Source organism: Streptomyces sp. NPDC089799, assembly GCF_040684755.1.
Taxonomy (GTDB): Bacteria; Actinomycetota; Actinomycetes; order Streptomycetales; family Streptomycetaceae; genus Streptomyces.
In genome coordinates this window covers 298708-316486 of sequence record NZ_JBFBGR010000005.1, presented here as the reverse complement: position 1 = coordinate 316486, position 17779 = coordinate 298708, and the positions used below count along the sequence as shown (strand labels likewise).

At 71.9% G+C, this 17779-nt stretch carries 20 protein-coding genes; 16 read left to right on the top strand and 4 right to left on the bottom strand.

Annotation, left to right across the window (positions count from 1 at the left end):
* The first annotated feature begins 1031 nt into the window (after window positions 1–1031).
* From AB0O36_RS07440 to AB0O36_RS07425, 4 genes are all read left to right on the top strand, one after another.
* Window positions 1032–1451 carry a hypothetical protein gene (locus AB0O36_RS07440; RefSeq protein WP_365105411.1) on the top strand — a complete coding sequence of 140 codons (420 nt, stop codon included), beginning with the start codon at window positions 1032–1034 and terminating at the stop codon, window positions 1449–1451.
* Window positions 1452–1543: 92 nt separating this feature from the next.
* Window positions 1544–2209 (top strand): phosphotransferase, encoded by a 666-nt coding sequence (locus AB0O36_RS07435; protein ID WP_365105409.1) that lies wholly within the window; start codon window positions 1544–1546, stop codon window positions 2207–2209.
* Between the two features lie 292 nt (window positions 2210–2501).
* A complete protein-coding gene (locus AB0O36_RS07430) occupies window positions 2502–3455 on the top strand; it encodes a zinc-dependent alcohol dehydrogenase family protein (RefSeq protein ID WP_365105451.1) in 954 nt (317 codons plus the stop codon).
* Between the two features lie 376 nt (window positions 3456–3831).
* Window positions 3832–4419 carry a hypothetical protein gene (locus AB0O36_RS07425; RefSeq protein WP_365105406.1) on the top strand — a complete coding sequence of 196 codons (588 nt, stop codon included), beginning with the start codon at window positions 3832–3834 and terminating at the stop codon, window positions 4417–4419.
* Between the two features lie 113 nt (window positions 4420–4532).
* Here the strand turns inward: AB0O36_RS07425 and AB0O36_RS07420 are convergent, their stop codons facing one another.
* Window positions 4533–5321, bottom strand: a complete 789-nt coding sequence (locus tag AB0O36_RS07420) for a DeoR/GlpR family DNA-binding transcription regulator (protein WP_365105403.1) — start codon at window positions 5319–5321, stop codon at window positions 4533–4535.
* A gap of 156 nt (window positions 5322–5477) precedes the next feature.
* Here AB0O36_RS07420 and AB0O36_RS07415 point away from each other — a divergent pair, with 156 nt between their 5' ends.
* From AB0O36_RS07415 to AB0O36_RS07390, 6 genes are all read left to right on the top strand, one after another.
* Entirely contained in the window at window positions 5478–6380 is a 903-nt protein-coding gene (locus tag AB0O36_RS07415; protein ID WP_365105400.1) for a sugar isomerase, read from the top strand.
* Window positions 6377–7213, top strand: coding sequence for a class II fructose-bisphosphate aldolase (locus AB0O36_RS07410; RefSeq protein WP_365105397.1), 837 nt, complete (start codon window positions 6377–6379; stop codon window positions 7211–7213). The genes AB0O36_RS07415 and AB0O36_RS07410 overlap by 4 nt, the downstream gene beginning before the upstream one ends.
* Window positions 7214–7254: 41 nt before the next feature.
* Entirely contained in the window at window positions 7255–7884 is a 630-nt protein-coding gene (locus AB0O36_RS07405; RefSeq protein WP_365105394.1) for a hypothetical protein, read from the top strand.
* Window positions 7885–8000: 116 nt separating this feature from the next.
* Window positions 8001–9272, top strand: a complete 1272-nt coding sequence (locus tag AB0O36_RS07400; protein WP_365105391.1) for an LLM class flavin-dependent oxidoreductase — start codon at window positions 8001–8003, stop codon at window positions 9270–9272.
* Window positions 9269–10450, top strand: coding sequence for a zinc-binding dehydrogenase (locus AB0O36_RS07395; RefSeq protein WP_365105389.1), 1182 nt, complete (start codon window positions 9269–9271; stop codon window positions 10448–10450). The genes AB0O36_RS07400 and AB0O36_RS07395 overlap by 4 nt, the downstream gene beginning before the upstream one ends.
* Window positions 10451–10503: 53 nt before the next feature.
* On the top strand, window positions 10504–11694 hold the full coding sequence (locus AB0O36_RS07390) for an acyl-CoA dehydrogenase family protein (protein ID WP_365105386.1): 1191 nt from the start codon (window positions 10504–10506) through the stop codon (window positions 11692–11694).
* A gap of 229 nt (window positions 11695–11923) precedes the next feature.
* On the opposite strand, the gene AB0O36_RS07385 is transcribed toward AB0O36_RS07390, so the two are convergent.
* Window positions 11924–12097 carry a hypothetical protein gene (locus AB0O36_RS07385; RefSeq protein WP_365105454.1) on the bottom strand — a complete coding sequence of 58 codons (174 nt, stop codon included), beginning with the start codon at window positions 12095–12097 and terminating at the stop codon, window positions 11924–11926.
* Between AB0O36_RS07385 and AB0O36_RS07380 the strand changes: the two genes are divergently transcribed.
* The 3 genes from AB0O36_RS07380 to AB0O36_RS07370 all read left to right on the top strand — a co-directional run bounded on the left by AB0O36_RS07380 (window position 12018) and on the right by AB0O36_RS07370 (window position 14353).
* The gene (locus AB0O36_RS07380; RefSeq protein ID WP_365105448.1) at window positions 12018–13115 is read left to right on the top strand and encodes an MFS transporter; all 1098 of its coding nucleotides are present in this window, start codon (window positions 12018–12020) and stop codon (window positions 13113–13115) included. The genes AB0O36_RS07385 and AB0O36_RS07380 overlap by 80 nt on opposite strands.
* 411 nt (window positions 13116–13526) lie before the next feature.
* Window positions 13527–13661 carry a hypothetical protein gene (locus AB0O36_RS07375; protein WP_365105384.1) on the top strand — a complete coding sequence of 45 codons (135 nt, stop codon included), beginning with the start codon at window positions 13527–13529 and terminating at the stop codon, window positions 13659–13661.
* Window positions 13662–13666: 5 nt separating this feature from the next.
* A complete protein-coding gene (locus AB0O36_RS07370) occupies window positions 13667–14353 on the top strand; it encodes a pyridoxamine 5'-phosphate oxidase family protein (protein WP_365105382.1) in 687 nt (228 codons plus the stop codon).
* 10 nt (window positions 14354–14363) lie between these two features.
* Here AB0O36_RS07370 and AB0O36_RS07365 read toward each other — a convergent pair whose 3' ends face one another.
* Both AB0O36_RS07365 and AB0O36_RS07360 read right to left on the bottom strand, forming a co-directional pair.
* The gene (locus tag AB0O36_RS07365; protein ID WP_365105379.1) at window positions 14364–15356 is read right to left on the bottom strand and encodes a nitroreductase; all 993 of its coding nucleotides are present in this window, start codon (window positions 15354–15356) and stop codon (window positions 14364–14366) included.
* The gene (locus AB0O36_RS07360) at window positions 15353–16075 is read right to left on the bottom strand and encodes a CBS domain-containing protein (RefSeq protein WP_365105376.1); all 723 of its coding nucleotides are present in this window, start codon (window positions 16073–16075) and stop codon (window positions 15353–15355) included. Before AB0O36_RS07360 ends, AB0O36_RS07365 begins: the two co-directional genes overlap by 4 nt.
* 291 nt (window positions 16076–16366) lie before the next feature.
* Between AB0O36_RS07360 and AB0O36_RS07355 the strand changes: the two genes are divergently transcribed.
* The 3 genes from AB0O36_RS07355 to AB0O36_RS07345 all read left to right on the top strand — a co-directional run bounded on the left by AB0O36_RS07355 (window position 16367) and on the right by AB0O36_RS07345 (window position 17696).
* Window positions 16367–16912 carry a hypothetical protein gene (locus AB0O36_RS07355; RefSeq protein ID WP_365105373.1) on the top strand — a complete coding sequence of 182 codons (546 nt, stop codon included), beginning with the start codon at window positions 16367–16369 and terminating at the stop codon, window positions 16910–16912.
* A 198-nt stretch (window positions 16913–17110) separates the two neighbouring features.
* On the top strand, window positions 17111–17383 hold the full coding sequence (locus AB0O36_RS07350; protein WP_365105370.1) for a hypothetical protein: 273 nt from the start codon (window positions 17111–17113) through the stop codon (window positions 17381–17383).
* A gap of 25 nt (window positions 17384–17408) precedes the next feature.
* Window positions 17409–17696: a hypothetical protein gene (locus AB0O36_RS07345; RefSeq protein WP_365105367.1), complete on the top strand. Its 288-nt coding sequence runs from the start codon at window positions 17409–17411 to the stop codon at window positions 17694–17696.
* Window positions 17697–17779 lie beyond the last annotated feature (83 nt).

Below are 17779 nucleotides of genomic sequence, written 5' to 3'. Positions count from 1 at the left end.
ATCGCCCAACGGGCGACGCGACGAAGGAGCGCCCTTGACGCCGACGGCCGGCACGGAAGGACAGTGAGGACTGACGGGCAGCCCCCGGGCACCCCTGCGATTCCGCCCGGGCGGAGCAGGCTGCGAGTGGCGGGGCCTGGAGGCCAGGACGTCTTCACCTGGGTCTGCTCGACGAGTCTTGCCTCGGCTTCGGGACGGGGCTGGGCCGGTCTGCGCTGATCTGCGCCGGGCGGGGCCGGGCCGGGCAGGGCGGGGCCGGGCAGGGCGGGGCTGAGCAGGGCGGGCCAAGGCCCCCGATCCCGCACAGGCAGCCCGCTCCGCTGGGTCAGGAGCGAGTAGGTGCCCGGGGGCTGCCCGTCAGTCCCAGTGTCATCCCGGGACGGTCGCCGGCGTCAAGGGCGCTCCTTCGTCGCGTCGGCAAGCCGATGGCCCGTTGGGCCACCCTTGACCCCGACGACCGTCACGGAACGACAAGGACTGTCGGGCGGCCCCCGGGGGAACGGCATGGGGGGAACCTTCGGGTCCTGCTGCTCTGGCTTCGGCGGGCACGAGCAGCGGCTCGCGCTCGGCCAGCCGCCCTCCGGGCGGGAAGCCGAAGTACAGCGGAGCGGATGACCGCCCCCCAGCGCGCCCAGCGCGCCCCAGATCGCTACGCGCTCCCGCCGGACGGCGAGTACAGGCCGACATGGGCCACAACGGCCACGCACCAAGGCGGCCAGGGCGCGTCAGATCGCTACGCGCTTCTGCCGGACGGCGAGTACAGGCCGACATGGGCTGCGACGGCCGCACACCAGGACGGGCCCGCCCATCAGGGAGGCCAAGGTGCCCCAGATCGCCACGCGCTCCCGCCGGACGGCGAGTGCGGCCCGCCTGGGGCCGGTGCCGAGCTGCTCTCGACCACCGCCGGGCCTGAAGGCGGCGGTGAGGTGGAGGGTCCGGCGAGACACCTCAGAGTCCCAACTCGCCAAGCTGAAGGGCCTCAAGCCACTGTGTAGCCTGTCGATCTACTCGAACAGGTGTGAGGGGCAAGGGTGGACGTCGAACGGCCACATGCTGCGATCCAGCTTCCTGAAGGGTCCTGGTGGGATTGGGACGTCCTCGCCTGGGACGGTGGACAGCTCAGGCTTGCCGCCGGCTACGACCTGGTCTACCACCATGACCTGGAGCTGGTCTTCGGTGATCCTCTCTTCGTCAGTTGCCCGTCGGTCTTTCACGATCCGGTCTTCCGCGCCCCGTCGCCCGACGAGCTCCGGAGAGTCACCCGTCAGCTCGGTGTGAAACCGCCCGTCCTGGTCGCCTTCGAGGCCGACGCCTGCGGGCAGGAGCCCGTCTCTTGCCTCATCGCCGCAGAGCGGCTCGACATCGTCCAGGAATCCGTACTGCGGTACTGGCGCGAGGGCGCCGGCCCCGATCAGCGCTTCGCTCCCTGGGTGCGGCCCCCCAGCCAGTAGACGATTTCGAGCCGCGCCGCCGTCCGTAGGGGCTCCAGTCGACGGCAGGGTGATCTGGCACCATCCAGCCTGCTCCAACTAGGTTCTTCGGTATGAAGATCGGTGAGTTGGTGGGGGCCGGCCGGACGGCGGATGTGTTTGCGCTGGATGACGGGCGGGTGCTCAGGCGCTACCGGGGCGGTGATGACGCCACAGGTGAGGGCGCCGTGATGGCATACCTGGCGGAGCACGGGTTTCCGGTTCCCGCGGTCTGGCCGGGGACGGCCGCAGGTGAGTTGGTGATGCAGCGGCTGTCCGGAATGACGATGGTGGACGCCTTGATCAATGGCGCGGTCACGGCCGAACGGGCGGGCGAGATACTGGCGGATCTGCTGCGGCGTCTGCACGAGATCCCGGCGCGCATCTCCGCCGACCCCGGGCTCCGGGTCTTGCACTTGGACCTCCATCCCGAGAACGTCATGCTGACACCGCAGGGGCCGATGGTGATCGACTGGGGCACTACAGCGGAGGGTCCGCCCGGCCTGGACTCGGCGATGGCCGCACTGCTCCTGGCCCAGGCCATCGTGGCGATGCCGGTGGAGCTCGCCGATGCCGGCCGCGCTGTGCTCTCGTCGCTGCTCCGGCATCTCGGCGGCATCGAAGAGGTGCACCTTGCGGAGGCCAGGAAGCGGCGGGCCGCCAACCCGACGCTCAGTCCGGAGGAGATAGCCATGCTCGACGCGGCGGTGGCCCTGATCGCCGAGACAGCCGGCTCCTGACGCACCCCGACGAGTACGAGGGCCCGGCGGGTCGTGGACGGCCGGCTGTTACTCGGCCCATGAATTCCGTGCCGATCCAGGACGACGCATGCTCTACGTCGAAGACCACTGCCTCAGGAATGAAACCAATCGCGCTCTGAGTTGATCAGGTGTCAGGACATAACGACTGTTGCCTTGAATGAGGAGCGTGTTGAGCGTGTCAGATGTGCAGGGTGTGCAGAGGGTGCACGGTGTGGAGCGCGGGGACCTTGCCCGGGCGGTTCTGTTCCATGAGCTCGGCGGGCCCGAGGTGATGCGGCTGGAGGACGTGGAGGTCGGTGAGCCCGGTCCCGGTGAGCTGCGGATACGGGTGGATGCCATCGGGCTGAACCGGGCCGAGACCCTGTTCCGCAGTGGCCGGTACATCGAGCCGGTGAAGCAGTTCCCCGCGCGGCTGGGCAACGAGGCCGCCGGCGTGGTCGAGGCCATGGGCGAAGGGGTGACCGGATTCCGGGTCGGGGACGCGGTCAGTACCGTGCCTGCCTTTTCGCAGAACGACTACGGGGTTTACGCGGAGCGGGCCCTCGTGCCCGCCTCGGCGGTGCTCCACCGGCCCGAGGGGCTGGGCGCGGTCGAGGGCGCGGCGGTGTGGATGCCGTACGTGACGGCGTACGGCGCGCTGGTGGAGGTCGGCGGGATGCGGCCCGGTGACACCGTGGTACTGAACGCCGCGTCGAGCAGCGTGGGCCTGGCGGCCCTGCAGGTCGCCGAGCGGGTCGGGGCCGTGCCGATCGCCCTCACGCGCACCGCCGCCAAGCGCGACGCCCTGCTGAAGCAGGGTGCGGCCGAGGTGGTGGTGACCGACGAGGAGGACGTCGTCGAGCGGGTGCTGGCGGCGACCGGCGGCAAGGGCGCCGAGTTCGTGTTCGACGCCGTCGCCGGTCCCGGGGTGGTGGAGCTGGCCAAGACCGTCGCGGACGAGGGCACGCTGCTGGTCTACGGCGCGCTGAGCGGCGAGCCGACGCCCTACCCGGGAGTCCAACTCGCCCTGCCCGCACTGAACATGCGGTCGTACACCATGCTGGAGACGGTCCGGCAGCCCGAACGGCTGCGCCGGGCGGCCGCGTTCGTCAACTCAGGCCTGCGGGCAGGCGCTTTCCGCCCCGTGGTGGACCGTACGTTCGAGCTGGACCAGATCGTCGACGCCCATCGCTACCTGGAGTCGAACGCGCAGATCGGCAAGATCGTCGTGACCGTCCGGCACTGACCGCACCCGCAAACCCGACCCGGTCCGCCGGGCTGGAAAACACTCCGAGCGCAGGGAGAGTGCCGCCGTCCTCCGTGCTGCCGAATAGGGCCACGAGGGGGGCGGCGGCACGTCTTTGGACCCGCGGCACCTGACGGCTGCAGCCCCGAACAGTTCGCGTCGGATTCCGCGGCGCCTTCCCGGTGTTCCGGTCGATGGTCCATGCAATGGGTTGCGGCAGGTCAGGGGTGGTGCGCGCCGCGACGCATTCCCCCGGGGAACCTCCGAAACCCGTGTCTCGTACACCGACTCTGGCCGAATGTGCCTCTGGCCCATGCGGCACGGCAGCGGAAGCATCCACGGTGTCGGCAGAACGTCCACGAGACAGGAGTGACCCATGTTTGCTCGTACGTCATGCATTGCGATCGCCACGGCCGCCACCATGCTCGCCCTGGGTGCAGCCGCTGCCACCGCGAACGCCGCGGACGCCGTCCCCGCCGTGCCCGCCGCCCCGGGCAACTGTGTGCTCAACGTCGATTCGGGCAACATGCAGTGCTACACCACGTTCCGTGAGGCCATCGCCTCCTCCACCAACGGACGGATCACCGACGCGCCGTTGTCGGGCAAGCACATCGACCGGAAGCTGGCCGACCGTCTCATGGGCACCTCGGGCACCTCGGGAAGCCCGGTCGCCTCGGGGGCGCAGGCCGTGCAGCTCGGCGTCGTCTATACGGATTCAAACTACGGAGGCTCCGCCCTCGTCTTAACGGGCGAGAGCGGCTGCCAGAGCGGCAACGGCCGGGACGCCCAGATCAACCTCGACGGCACCTGGAACAACTCCGTCAGCTCACTGACCACACTGTCCTGCTGGCTGGAGCTCTGGGACGCCCCCAACACCTCCGGCGTCCACCAGGAGTACCAGCAGTCGACCTCGTACGTCGGGGACGCGATGAACGACCGGGCGAGTTCGATCGCCCTGCTGTAGCCCCCGCGCGTCGCCCGGCGCACAGCGGCGCCCCGCCCCCGGGAACTGCCGGGCGGGGCGCCGCCGTGTGCATGCCGACGGCCTCCCCGGTGGGGCTCGGATACCTTCCGACGTCAGACGCGCCTGACCTCGATCCCCGCATCCTCCAGGGCGGAGGCGGCGGCCGTCGGCAGGCCGGTGTCCGTCACCAGGACGTCGAGCCCGGCGAGCGCCCCGATCCGGGCGAAGGCGCGGACGCCGAGCTTGGTGGAGTCCGCCGCCACGATGACGCGCCGCGCGCGCTCGCAGAGCAGGCGGTTGACCGCCGCCTCGTCCTCGTGGCGGGTCGAGATGCCCTCGGCGGGGTCGAAGCCGTCCACGCCCAGGACGGCGGTGTCGAGGGAGATCTGGCTCAGCACGCCGTCGGCCAGCGGCCCGGTCAGCTCGTACGAGCGGTGCCGGGCGACCCCGCCCGTGACGACGATCTTGAACTGGGGGCGGACCGCCAGCTCCGCCGCGATGTTCAGCGCGTTGGTCACCACGGTCAGCGCGGGGGAGCCGGCCGAGCCCTGGGCCAGGTCGGGTCGGGCGGCGAGCGCGCGGGCCACCTCGGTCGTGGTCGTGCCGCCGGTCAGCCCCACCACCTCTCCCGGCGCCAGCAGCTCCGCCACGGCCTGGCTGATCCGGAGCTTCTCGGCGGCCCGGCGCGAGGTGCGGTAGCGCAGCGGGAGTTCGTACGACACCCCGTGCTGCACCGCACCGCCCCGGGTGCGGACCAGCAGCTGCTGCTCCGCCAGCTGGTCGAAGTCGCGGCGGATCGTCGCCGCCGACACGCCGAGCGCCTCGGCCGCCGACTCCACCTCCAGACTGCCGCGCTCCACCAGCAGCTCCAGCAGCGACTGCCAGCGTGTCTCCCGGGACATACCTCCCCCTCCATGCCCTTCGGTTCCTTCGGTTCCCTCGGCTTCTTCGAGGTCTCGCAGGTCCCTCAGGCCGCTCACGTGCTTCGGGTGCTTGAAGTTGATTGAAACAGGTGGATATCTTGCATGAAACTGCAATGTCTCGCAGAGGGAGACGGCATGAGTCATGTCGCGAACGAGCTGAGCACACAACCGGACTGCTGGGAACGGGCCGCTGACATTGCTTCCGGCCGGCGGGACGTGCTCCCGAGGCCCGGGGAACGCGTCGCGATCGTCGGCTGCGGGACCTCGTACTACATGGCCCAGGCCGCCGCCGTGCTCCGCGAGGAATCGGGGCAGGGCGAGACCGACGCCTTCGCCGCCTCCGAGTTCCCCCGGCACCGCCGCTACGACCGGGTGGTCGCCCTCACCAGGTCCGGCACGACGACCGAAGTGCTGGACCTGCTCGCCGGGCTCCGCGACGCCGGCATCCGCACCGCGGCCGTCATCGGTGACGCCGCCACGCCCGTGACCAGCCTCGCCGACGACCTGGTCGTACTCGACTTCGCCGACGAACAGTCCGTGGTGCAGACCCGGTTCGCGACGACGGCCCTCACCCTGCTCCGGGCCCACGCGGGCCTCCACACGCCCGCCGTGGTCGCCGACGCCCGTGCCGCCCTCGCCGAACCCCTGCCCGAACGGCTGCTCGGCTGCGGGCAGTTCACCTTCCTCGGACGCGGCTGGAGCGTCGGCATCGCCCACGAGGCCGCCCTGAAGCTGCGCGAGGCATCCCTCTCCTGGGCCGAGTCCTATCCGGCGATGGAGTACCGGCACGGCCCCATCAGCGTCACCGGCCCGGGCACCGTCACCTGGTCGATCGGCCAAGCCCCCGAGGGGCTCGCCGAACAGGTGGCCGGAACCGGCGCCCTGTGGGTGGCCGGCACCCTCGATCCGCTCGCCGAGCTCGTACGGGTACACCGCCTCGCGGTGGCCGTCGCCGACGGGCAGGGCCTGGACCCGGACCGGCCCCGACACCTCACCCGGTCCGTGATCCTCGCCTCCGGAGAGGAGGCGGTGCGATGAGCCTCGCGGCCACCGGTGACCTGGTGCGGGAGGCGGCCGCCGGAGGGCGGGCCGTCGCCGCGTTCAACATCATCACGCTGGAGCACGCCGAAGCCGTCGTCGCCGGAGCCGAGCGGGTGCGCACCGCTGTCGTACTGCAGCTCAGCGAGAACGCGGTGAAGTTCCGCGAAGGCCGGCTCCTCCCCATCGCCCGCGCCGCAGCGGCATGCGCCGAGGCCGCGGCCGTCCCCGTCGCGCTCCACCTCGACCACGTGAAGAGCCCCGAGCTGCTCAGGCAGGCCGCCGACGCCGGATTCGGCTCGGTCATGTACGACGCCGCGCACCTGCCGTACGGCGAGAACCTGGAGGCCACCCGCTCCGCGGCGGACTGGGCGCACGCCAACGGCCTCTGGATCGAGGCCGAGCTGGGCGAGGTCGGCGGCAAGAGCGGGGACGCACCACTGGACCCGCACGCCCCGGGCGCCCGTACCGACCCGGACGAGGCCCGTCGCTTCGTCGCCGACTCGGGAGTGGACGCGCTGGCCGTCGCCATCGGCAGCACGCACGCCATGACCGCCCGGACGGCGGCCCTCGACCGCGTCCTCCTGGCCCGCCTGGCCAAGACCCTCGACGTGCCGCTCGTCCTGCACGGCTCCTCCGGCCTGCCGGACTCCGAACTGGCGGCGGCGGTGGCGGGCGGCATCCGCAAGGTCAACATCGGCACCGCGCTGAACGTGGCCATGACCGAGGCCATTCGGACCAACCTCACCGGAGCCGACCCCCGCCCCTACCTGACCGCCGCCCGTACGGCGATGGCCGCGACGGCGGCCGCTATGATCTCGGCCCTGAACTGACACGAAGCGGCGGAGCGGCCGGGCGGGGCGAGGGGAAACGGATGAGCGGGCAGCGGCCGGGGAGCAGCCGACGGAGCGACCTGCGAAGCGGCCGACCCGGCAGCCAACGGAGCAGCCGGCGGCAGTTCCTGCGGCTGCTGGGCGGCTCGCTGCTGCTCCCCGCCGCCGTCGCCGGCGCGGCAGGCTGCACCGCCGCCTCCGACCGGCAGCCCCCGGACCACCTGCGCGTCCGCACCGACGCCGAGCCCATACGCACGCGCCTCGGCGCCCTCGGCGCGCTGTCCGACCCGCACTGGCTCGGCTACGACATCGATGACAGCAGAGCCGGGGGCCGTAGCGGGAGCAGCGGCACCAGCGAACGGACCGTGCCGGGTCCGGACTCCCGGATCCGGCTCGTCGGCCTGGCCCGGCTGCCGAAGGAGACGGTGGCGGCCACCCTGGCCACGGATCCCGGCACCTTCGAGCCGGCAGCCCCGCCGGAGGTGCCGGAACCGCTCGCCCCGTACGTCCCGGACGCGGTGGCGGCCGCATGGCGCTCCAGTCCCGCCTACGACGCCCGGGTGCTCCCGTCGCCCCCGGGTGGTACGGCCAACCCCGCCGCCGACGGCCGGTTCTTCCTGAGCGAGCCGCTCGGCCTGGTCTGGTTCGACACCGTCTTCCTCTACACCTAACGGCCCCTCCGACGGGAATTCCCGCTCAGCGGGAGCGGACGGCGACCGTCGTTGAAGCCGAGCCGCGCACGGTGTTACGTCGGCCGCAGGCGTCGTCCGACGGAAGGCCACCGCACATGCCGCACGAGAACGAGAACGGGTACGAGAACAAACACGAGATCAAGAACAAGAACGAGCGCGAGCACGAGAACGAGAACGACCGCGATCGCGGACACCGGCCCTACCCCCACCTCCCCACCCGCTTCGGAGTGTTCCTCGCGCCCTACCACCACCCCGACCGGGACCCGGCCCTGCAGCTGCGCCGGGACCTGGACCTCGTCGCACTGCTCGACCGGCTCGGGTACGACGAGGTGTGGGCCGGGGAACACCACTCCGCCGGCTACGAGATCATCGCCTCGCCGGAGCTGTTCCTGGCGGCCGCGGCCGAGCGGACCAGCCGGATTCGGCTCGGCACCGGGGTCAACTCCCTCCCCTACCACCACCCGTTGATCCTCGCCGACCGCATCTGCCAGCTCGACCAGCAGACCCGGGGCCGGGCCATGCTCGGCGTCGGACCCGGGCAACTTCCCTCCGACGCGCACATGATGGGCGTGGACCCGCTGCGTTCGCGGGCGATGACCGCCGACGCGCTCGACGCGATCGTCCGCCTGCTGCGCGGCGAGACCGTCACCGCCGCCACCGACTGGTTCACCCTGGAGGAAGCGCGGCTGCAGCTCGGCCCCTACCGGGGCCGGGAACCGGACGTCGCCGTCGCCTCCGCCGTCTCGCCCACCGGAGCGGTACTCGCCGGTCGGCACGGGCTCGGGCTGCTCTCCCTCGCCGCCGCAGATCCCTCCGGGTTCGCCGCGCTCGACACCAACTGGACGGCGTACGAGGCGTCCTGCACGGCCGCGGGGCGGACCCCCGACCGCCAAGGATGGCGGCTCGTCACCCCGGTGCACCTCGCCGAGACACGTGAACAGGCCCTCAGGGAAGCCGAGTTCGGCACCGGAGACCTCGTCGCGTACCTCGAGGCCCTCGGCGGCACCCGTCTCGACGGCTGCTCCACCGCCTCCGGGGCGGTGGACCGGTGGACCACCGACGGACTGCCCACCTTCGGCCGGGCCGTCATCGGCAGCCCCGAGGACGCGGTCGAACGCATCGCCCAACTCGCCGACAAGACCGGCGGATTCGGCACCTTCCTCATCCTCCAGCTGGACGTCGCCGACCCCGGGGCCACCCGGCGCAGCCTGGAACTCTTCGCCGAACGCGTGGTCCCGCGGCTCACCGGGAGCACCGGCGCCCGCCGCGCCAGCCTCGACTGGGCCGCCCGCAACAGCGGGCGCTTCGTCGGCGCGCTCCGCCAGGCCACCGCCGAGGCCATCGCCCGCAAGGGAGAGACCCGTTGAGGGCGGCGGTGCTCGACGGCGGACGGTTCGCCGTCCGCGCCCACGAGGACCCGGTACCCGGCCCCGGCCAGGCCCTGCTGGAGACCGCCGCCTGCGGCATCTGCGGATCCGACCTCAGCGCGGTCGCCCACACCGAGGACTTCCTCAAGGCGTCCCGGGACAGCGGCACCACCAGCTTCCTCTTCGACCCGGCACGCCCCCTCGTCCTGGGCCACGAGTTCTCCGGCCGGGTGCTCGGCTACGGGCCCGGCGCGAGCGGACCCGAGCCGGGCACCGGCGTGGTGGCGCTGCCCTGGGCCCTCGACGGCGGGGGAGTGCTCCGTACCGTCGGCTACAGCAACGCCTTCCCCGGCGGCTTCGGCGAGCGCGTCGTGGTCCAGGCGCAGGCGCTGCTGCCGGTGCCCGAGTCCCTTCCGCTGCCGCTCGCCGCCCTCACCGAACCCCTGGCCGTCGGCTTCGGCAACGTGGCCCGCAGCTCCGCCGGACCGGGCACCCCGGCGGTGGTCGTGGGCTGCGGGCCGGTCGGCCTCGGCGCCGTCGCCGCCCTCCGGGAACGCGGCGCGGAACCGGTGGTCGCCTCCGACCCCTCCGCACTGCGCCGCGCCGCCGCGGCCCGGATGGGCGCGCACGCCGTCGTCGACCCGGCGCAGCAGGACCCCGTCGAGCTGTGCGGCGCGCTCGCCGGGAAGGCCGCCCGGACCGGCGCCGGCCCCGGCGGCGCCGCCCGCCCCACCGTGGTCGTGAACTGCGTGGGAGTCCCCGGAATGATCGACCGGCTGCTGCACACGGTGCCGCGCGGCACCGAGATCCTCCAGATCGGCGGGGTCATGACCGAGGACGTGATCCGCCCGGTGGTCGGCATCTACAAGGACGTCACCCTGCGGATGTGCCTGACCTATCCCCCCGAGGAGTTCGCCGCCACCCTGGCCCGGCTCGCCGACGGCAGGGTCGACGCGGCCGCACTGGTCACCGGCGAGACCGGACTGGAGGGCCTGGACGCGGCCTTCGCCTCACTGCGCCGCCCGGAGGAGCACATCAAGGTCCTGATCAGGCCCGGCCTGACGGGTGCGGAACTGCGGCACCCGGCCGCAGGACTGCACGGCGGCACGGCGGCCGGACTGCATGGCGGCACGGCCGCACCCGTTGCGGACCTTCCACATTCTTGGAACAAGTTCTAGTCTGTGCGCCGCCGTCACCACGGCACTCACGCAGCCAGCCTTCCGGAGGGGCCGTGCACCTCGAATACACGCCTGAGCAGCAGCAGTTGCGCGCCGAGCTGCGTGCCTACTTCGCCGAGCTCGTACCCGACGACGTCTACAGCCGCTACGAGGACCCGGCCGCGCAGAAGCGCTTCTACCGCGAGACCATCCGCCGGCTCGGCGCGGACGGCTGGCTCGGTGTCGGCTGGCCCGTGGAGTACGGCGGGCGCGGGATGACCCCGATGGACCAGTTCATCTTCTTCGACGAGGCCGCGCAGGCCGTGGTCCCGCTGCCGCTGATGGCGCTCAACACGGTGGGCCCCACGATCATGCAGTTCGGCACGGACGAACAGAAGGCGTACTTCCTGCCCCGCATCCTCTCCGGCGAGATCGACTTCGCCATCGGCTACAGCGAGCCGGACGCCGGCACCGACCTGGCCGCACTGAAGTGCAAGGCGGTCCGCGAGGGCGACGAGGAGACCGGCACCTACGTCGTCAACGGCCAGAAGATCTGGACCACCAACGGCGACACCGCCGACTGGGTCTGGCTGGCCGTCCGCACCGACCCGGACGCCCCCGCCCACAAGGGCATCACCATGCTCCTGGTCCCGACCTCCGACCCCGGCTACTCCTGCACCGTCATCAACACCCTCGCCTCGCACGACACCACCGCCAGCTACTACGAGGACATCCGGGTGCCCGCGAGCCGCCGGGTGGGCCAGGAGAACAAGGGCTGGCGGCTGATCACCAACCAGCTCAACCACGAACGCGTCACCCTCGCCGCGCACGGCACCATGGCGATCCGCGCCCTGCACGACGTACAGCGGTGGGCCGCGCAGACCAAGCTCGCCGACGGCCGCCGCGTCATCGACCTCGGCTGGGTCCGCGGCAGGCTCGCCCGCACCCACGCCCGCCTCGACGCCATGAAGCTGCTCAACTGGCAGATGGTCAACGCCGTCCAGGACGGCACCCTCACCCCGCAGGACGCCTCCGCCGTCAAGGTATACGGCTCCGAGGCCCGCCGCGACGCCTACGCGTGGCTGATGGAGGTCGCCGCCGCCGCGGGCCCCCTGAAGGACGGCTCGGCGGGCGCGGTCCTGCACGGCGAACTCGAACGCGGCTACCGGAGCGCGGTGATCTTCACCTTCGGCGGCGGCAACAACGAGATCCAGCGCGAGATCATCTCCTGGATCGGCCTGGGCATGCCGAGGGTCCGCCGCTGACGCTGTGTGTGGCCGGTGATCCGGTCGTCGAAGGCTCAGGAGCCAGGGTGCGCTGTAACCCTTGGGGCACTTGGCGGACTTCGACCGACCCGCACTGGTTGGGGGCTGATCGTCGGTGTCGGGAATCCGCCGGAGGATGGTGCCCGTTCCTGTTGGACTGGTGGTCACACTCTGCACGTGATGTCCAGCTCAGGACGGGATTCATGTCCACAACGACCACCGTTTCTGCTCAATCTCCTGCGCCGCCGGATCGCTCGGATTTGGTTTCCTGGCCGGCTGTGATTTCGGTGATGCTGGGGATCTTTTCGATCGTCACCGCTGAAATTCTGCCGATCGGCCTGCTGACCTCGATCGGGTCGAGTTTCGCCGTATCGGACGGAATGGCTGGTCTCATGATGACCATGCCAGGTTTCCTGGCCGCGGTTTCGGCCCCCGTGGTCACGGTGGCCACGGGGCGTATTGACCGGCGGGTCATGCTGGGTGTGTTCATGCTCTTGCTGGCGCTGGCCAATTTCCTGGCCGCCATGGCGCCGAACTACTGGCTGGTCCTGGTCTCCCGCGTCATGGTGGGGGTCACCATCGGCGGCTTCTGGTCCATCGGAGCCGGGCTCGCCCGCCAGTTGGTGCCTGCCAGATCCGTAGGCCGCGCGACCTCGGTGATCTTCTCGGCGGTACCGCTCGGCTCCGTACTCGGGGTACCGCTGGGCACGCTCATCGGTGACATCGCGGGCTGGCGGACGGCGTTCCTCGTCATGGGCGGCTTCACGCTGGCCGTCCTCGCCCTGCTGCTCCTGGTCGTCCCGCCGCTCCCCTCCGACCAGACTGCGCGCCTCGACGTCCTCGGCGGCATGCTCCGGAGCGTCAACACCCGCTTCGCCCTGGTGATGACCTTCCTCGTCGTGCTCGCTCACTTCGGCACGTACACATACGTCACCCCCTTCCTGGAGCAGGTGACCCATGTGAGCTCGGCTCTCATCACGGTCTGTCTGCTCGTCTACGGAGCAGCCGGAATCGCCGGCAACTTCCTCGGCGGATCAGCAGTGGGGCGCTACCCGCGGGCGACTTTCGCCGCGGCCGCCGCGTTGATCGCCGGTGCGACCCTGCTCCTCCCGGTCCTCGGCCGGTCGGACGTGGCAGCGGTGGCACTGCTGATCGTCTGGGGCGTCGCCTACGGAGCCGTGCCGGTCTGCTCGCAGACCTGGTTCGCCAAGGCTTCGCCCGACTCCCCCGAGGCGTCCTCTGTCCTCTTCACCGCCTCCTTCCAGGCCACCATCTCCATCGGAGCCCTCGTCGGAGGGGCCGTCCTCGACCATTCCTCGCCCTCGACGGTCATGGTGCTGGGCGGACTGGCAGCCGTCCTGATGGTGCTGGTGGCCTGGGCCCACCGGGCGGGAAGGTTCCCCTGGCCCAAGGCTTCATAGCGCCCCTGGTGTTGCCGGCCCGATGTCGCGGACGTCCTGAGGGGCGTACGCGGGACGCTCACGGTCTGAGACGAACACGGCCGACGGGGTCCGGTCCGATGACCTCCGCGCCGGGGCGGTGAGCGAGCCCCGCCGGCAACCGCGGGCGCATGTTCGAGTACGCCCCGGACGCGGTGGCCGCATTTCGTCGCCGAGCACCTCACGCGTGCACCGGTACCGTTGGAGTCGACCCGTCTCTACACGGTGACCGAGATCGCGACCGCGACCGATGTCCGGCCGGCAGCCTGGCGGTAAGCCCTTCGGACCCTTACCCGCACGGCACGGCACGGCACAGCGCAAATGCACAGCGCAAGAGGCACAGCGCAACGTACACGGCGCACAGCGCACGGTGCGCAGAGAGGAGGCCGGGCAATGAAGGCACTCGTCTTCCACGGGCCCGGGCGGGCCTCTGGGCAGGACGTCCCGGACCCCGCGATCAAGGACCCCGCGGACGTGGTCGGCGGCGCGCAGCACGACACGGTCGCCGTACCGTCCCAGGAGCAGTGATCAGCGTGAAGAGCACCCCGGGAACCGCGCACCCGCCGTCCGCCGGTGCGACGGGCCGCACCGACCTGGGCCGCCGCCTGGCGGCCCGCCGCGAGGCCCTCGGCCTGACCCGGGAGGAACTGGGCCGGCGCTGCGGAGCGGACGGCAACTACATCACGTACCTGGAGGAGCACACGGCGTCTCCGTCCATCGGCATCCTCGTCCGGCTCGCCGACGTACTCGGCGTCACGGTCGACGACCTGACCGGGGCGAGCACCGGCGGCGTCCACGGCCGGGCCACCGCCCGCCGCGACACCCAGCTGGTGCCGCTCGACGAGGACGAATGCCGCACGCTGCTCGGTACGCACGGCGTGGGACGCATCGCCGTCTTCACCCCCGAGGGCCCGGCCGTCCTCCCTGTCAACTACCTGGTCGCGGGACCTGCCATCGCGTTCCGCACCGCCGTGGAAGCCCTCGCGGCCAGAGCGGCGGGTACGGAAGTGGCCTTCGAGATCGACAACATCGACGACATCACGGCCGGCGGCTGGAGCGTCCTGGCCGTGGGCGAACTGGAAGCCGTCACGACCTCCGAGGAGATCCGCCATCTCGCGGCCACGGCCCGGTCCCAGCCGTGGGCCGGCGGCCCGCGTACGCACTGGATGAAGCTCACCCCCGCACGGATCACCGGCCGTCGCGTGGTCCACCGGTCGTGAGCCCGGCGGGTCACCGGATCTGCAGGACGTCCCCCACCGGGCGACGCGGCGTGGCCGGTCCCGACGGTCCGTAGCCGAGACGCAGGACCATCTGGACGTGCCCGACGGGAGAGAGCGGGTCGCGGACCGTCCACCGGAGGTCCGGCCACTCCAGGGCCTGGGAGGTCATCGAGGTGGCCAGGCCGTCGGCCGTGGCCCTCAGGAGCACCCGCTCCAGCGCCTGGCCGGCCCGCAGCCAGTCGGCCGGGGTGTCGTTCGTCGTGCCCAGCAGGGCGAGCTGGGGGTGCTCCTCGAAGACGGCCCATCCGCGGTCCGGGACCGGACGCGCCCGGCCGAAGTCGCGTACGGGTGCCACGGTGCCGGAGCTCCGCGGGCCGAACGCCTCTGCCGGAATGCCGTCGCCCCGGGTCGTGGGCGTCGTGCCCCGCGTCCCGCTGGTCCAGGCGGCCGTCTCCGCCCGGGCGAGCGGATCCATCTCCTCGTGGTGCTCCGCGTCCCGTACGAGCGCCAGCACGGTCTCGGTGTGCCGGCGGTCGGGAACGGTCAGGCGGCAGCCCTCCAGACGCGCGGCCGCTCGCAGTCCGTCCAGCAGAGCGGGGGGAACGGGCTCGTCACCGAACGGCATGCGGCTGGTGTGCCGGCGCCGGAGGGCGGCGTGCAGCGCGGCGAGTTCGTGAGCCTCGCCGACGGGCGAACCGAAGGAGACGGCGGCCAGCAGCCACGGGTCGGAGGTGTCGGGCAGCAGGTCCACGCGGGCATCGAGCCCGTTCCGCGCCGCGGACACGCGCAGGTTGAAGAGCGCGGCGGCGCATCCGAGGTGGAGGGCACGGTGATCGGGGTCGGTCCGTGTCATGGCACGTTCCGGATCGCCGTGCAGTTCCAGTACGCCGCTGTCCGGGCGGAAGACGAAGCGCCAGGGCTGGGCGTTGTGCATCGACGGGGCGGTGACGGCGTCGCCGACGAGCAGGGCGACGGTGTCCGCGTCTGCGCGGGGTGTGGTCATGGGAGTGGTCCTGTTCGTGGGTGCGGCCCCACCCGTGTGCCACGACGGCGACCCGTGAGGTGGAGCGATGCGTCACCCCGTGGGTGACGGGGGCCGGTCTCGGTGCCGGCGTCGGTGGCGGACCCGGTCACGGTGGTGCCGGTGCCGGTGAGACGGCTGTCGACGTGGACGACTCCGTCCACGCTCTGGCAGAGCCGGATGATGACGGGCAGGAGTTCGGGTCGTGGCACGGTGCCGCTCAGCGTTACCACCCCGTCGTCCACCTCCACCGTGATCGCCGACGGTGGCAGGTGCAGCGTCCGGGTCAGGACGTCCTCCACGATCTCCTCCCGGATGGCACGGTCGCGGCGGAGGAAGAGCTTGATGAGGTCGCTGCGGCTGAGCACACCGACCACGAGGCCGTCCGTGTCGACGACGGGCAGGCGCTTGACCCCGCTGCGGCGCATCACCCGTGCGGCGCGGACGACGCTCCACCCCGGGCGTGCCGTGAGGGCGGGGCTCGTCATCAGCCGCTCCGCCGTGACCATGCGGTCGCTCGCGCGCCGGCCGAGCAGGTCGGCTTCGGACACGACTCCCACGATGTGGCCGTCGTCGTCCACGACGGGCACGGCGGTGATGCCGAACTCCTCCAGAAGCCGGGCGATCTCCTTGAACGGGGTCGCCCGCTGGACGGTCACGGCGCTGGGCGTCATCAGGTCTGCGACGCTGCGGTGCCTCATGGCGGTCACTCCCAAGCGGTACGGGAACCGTGTGCGTACACCTCCAGCATCCGTCGGAACGGGCAGCGGATCGAGCGCCGGACGGTCCCGTCCGCGGACCGCGAGGACATCGGCATCCGTCGCCGCGGGCAACCGTCCGTCCGAACGGGTACCCCTCCGGCCGGTCAGCGTCGGTACGAAGGAGAAGCGCAGCGTCGACCTGACCCGGCCCGTCGAGCTGTTGCGGAGTTGTTGCGGAAGCCGTGACCTCCGGCATGGTGCTCGTACGCGCAGTCCTGTTGGAGTGGGGCGGTGACCTACTTGTTGCTGCTCCTCGTGCCGGCCGGTCTGATCCTTCCGTTCGTCTTCGCCGGGCGGGCCGTGCGCGTCCTGGCCCGGGCCGGCGGGCCGCCGGGTGCCGGCAGCGGTGACCGGCTGCGGACCGCCGGCTTCGCCCAGGCGGCGATCGCGGTCGGGGTGTATGCCTGGGGCCTGCTGAACGTCACCGGCGCGGTCGTGTCGGCGGAGGACGGGGGAACGAACTCGATCCCCCTTCCGCCCTGCCGCACCCAGGGCTGGGAGCACCGGGCGGAAGCGATCTCCGGCTACCGCGTGGAGTACGTGCCCTTGCGGTTCGTGTGCGAGTCCGACGACATCGGCACCTACACCACCTCCGTCCCCGGCTACGTCAACCCGGTCGCCTTCCTCTTCGGACTCGGGGCCGTCGTCTCCTTCGCCGTCGCGGCCCTGGATGCCGACGGCAGCCGCGAACGCGGCGATACGGACGCGGACATGGACACGGACACGGACACGGACACCATCACGGGCACGGACACGGGCACGGGCAGCGGGACGTAGCCGTCGCCGCCGGGTCGTGGTCTCGCACCCCCGGTCGTACGGTGGAAGGAGCGGGAGGCGCGCCGTACCACCGCGCGGTGGTGTGCGTCTCGCCGCGGGCCGTGCACCACCCTGCGGCCGCCGTCGTGCTGCCGCCCCGGGGGCCGGGTGCCGTGAGCGGCCCATCGCCCCTGACGATCGCGAAGGCAGGTGCGTCCCATGCGCACGTCCACCCGTATCGCCGGTGTGCTCACCGGTCTGACCCTCGCGCTCGGCGGCGCCGCGTTCACGGCACCGGCCGCCCACGCGGACGTCACGGCCTGCATCAACCAGGTCGAGCGCGAACTCCAGGGCGGTGAGGCCCCGGACTCCGTCCGGATGGCGTGTTACGTCGGCCTGACCGGTGACAACGCCCGGTGCGTGACCGGCCTGACCGACAGCGGGGTCACCAACGGCACTGCGGTGACCGCGTGCCGGGTGGCCCCCGACTAGGCGACCCCGAGAGCAGGTGAGTCCCATGCGCACGCGTAGGCGTACGTCGACCCGTATCGCCGGTGTCCTCACCGGCCTGACCCTCACCCTCGGCGGCACGGCCCTGGCCGCCCCGGCGGTCCACGCGGACATCCCCGCCTGCACGCAGATGGTGGCGCAGACCGGGGTCGAGATCACCGACGCGGTCACGGCGGCGTGCACCCGTGGCGTCGTCGGGGACCTGCAGAACTGCGTGAACGGACTGACCGGCGCCGGAGTTCCGGGCGGCGCCGCGACCGGTGCCTGCCGGGCAGCCGCCCACGAGCCGCGTTAGACCGGCCACTTCCGGTCCGCGACGACGGCCCGGCGGGGACGCGGTGGGCAGGGTCGGCAGGAGGCGTTGTCAGTGGCCCCTGC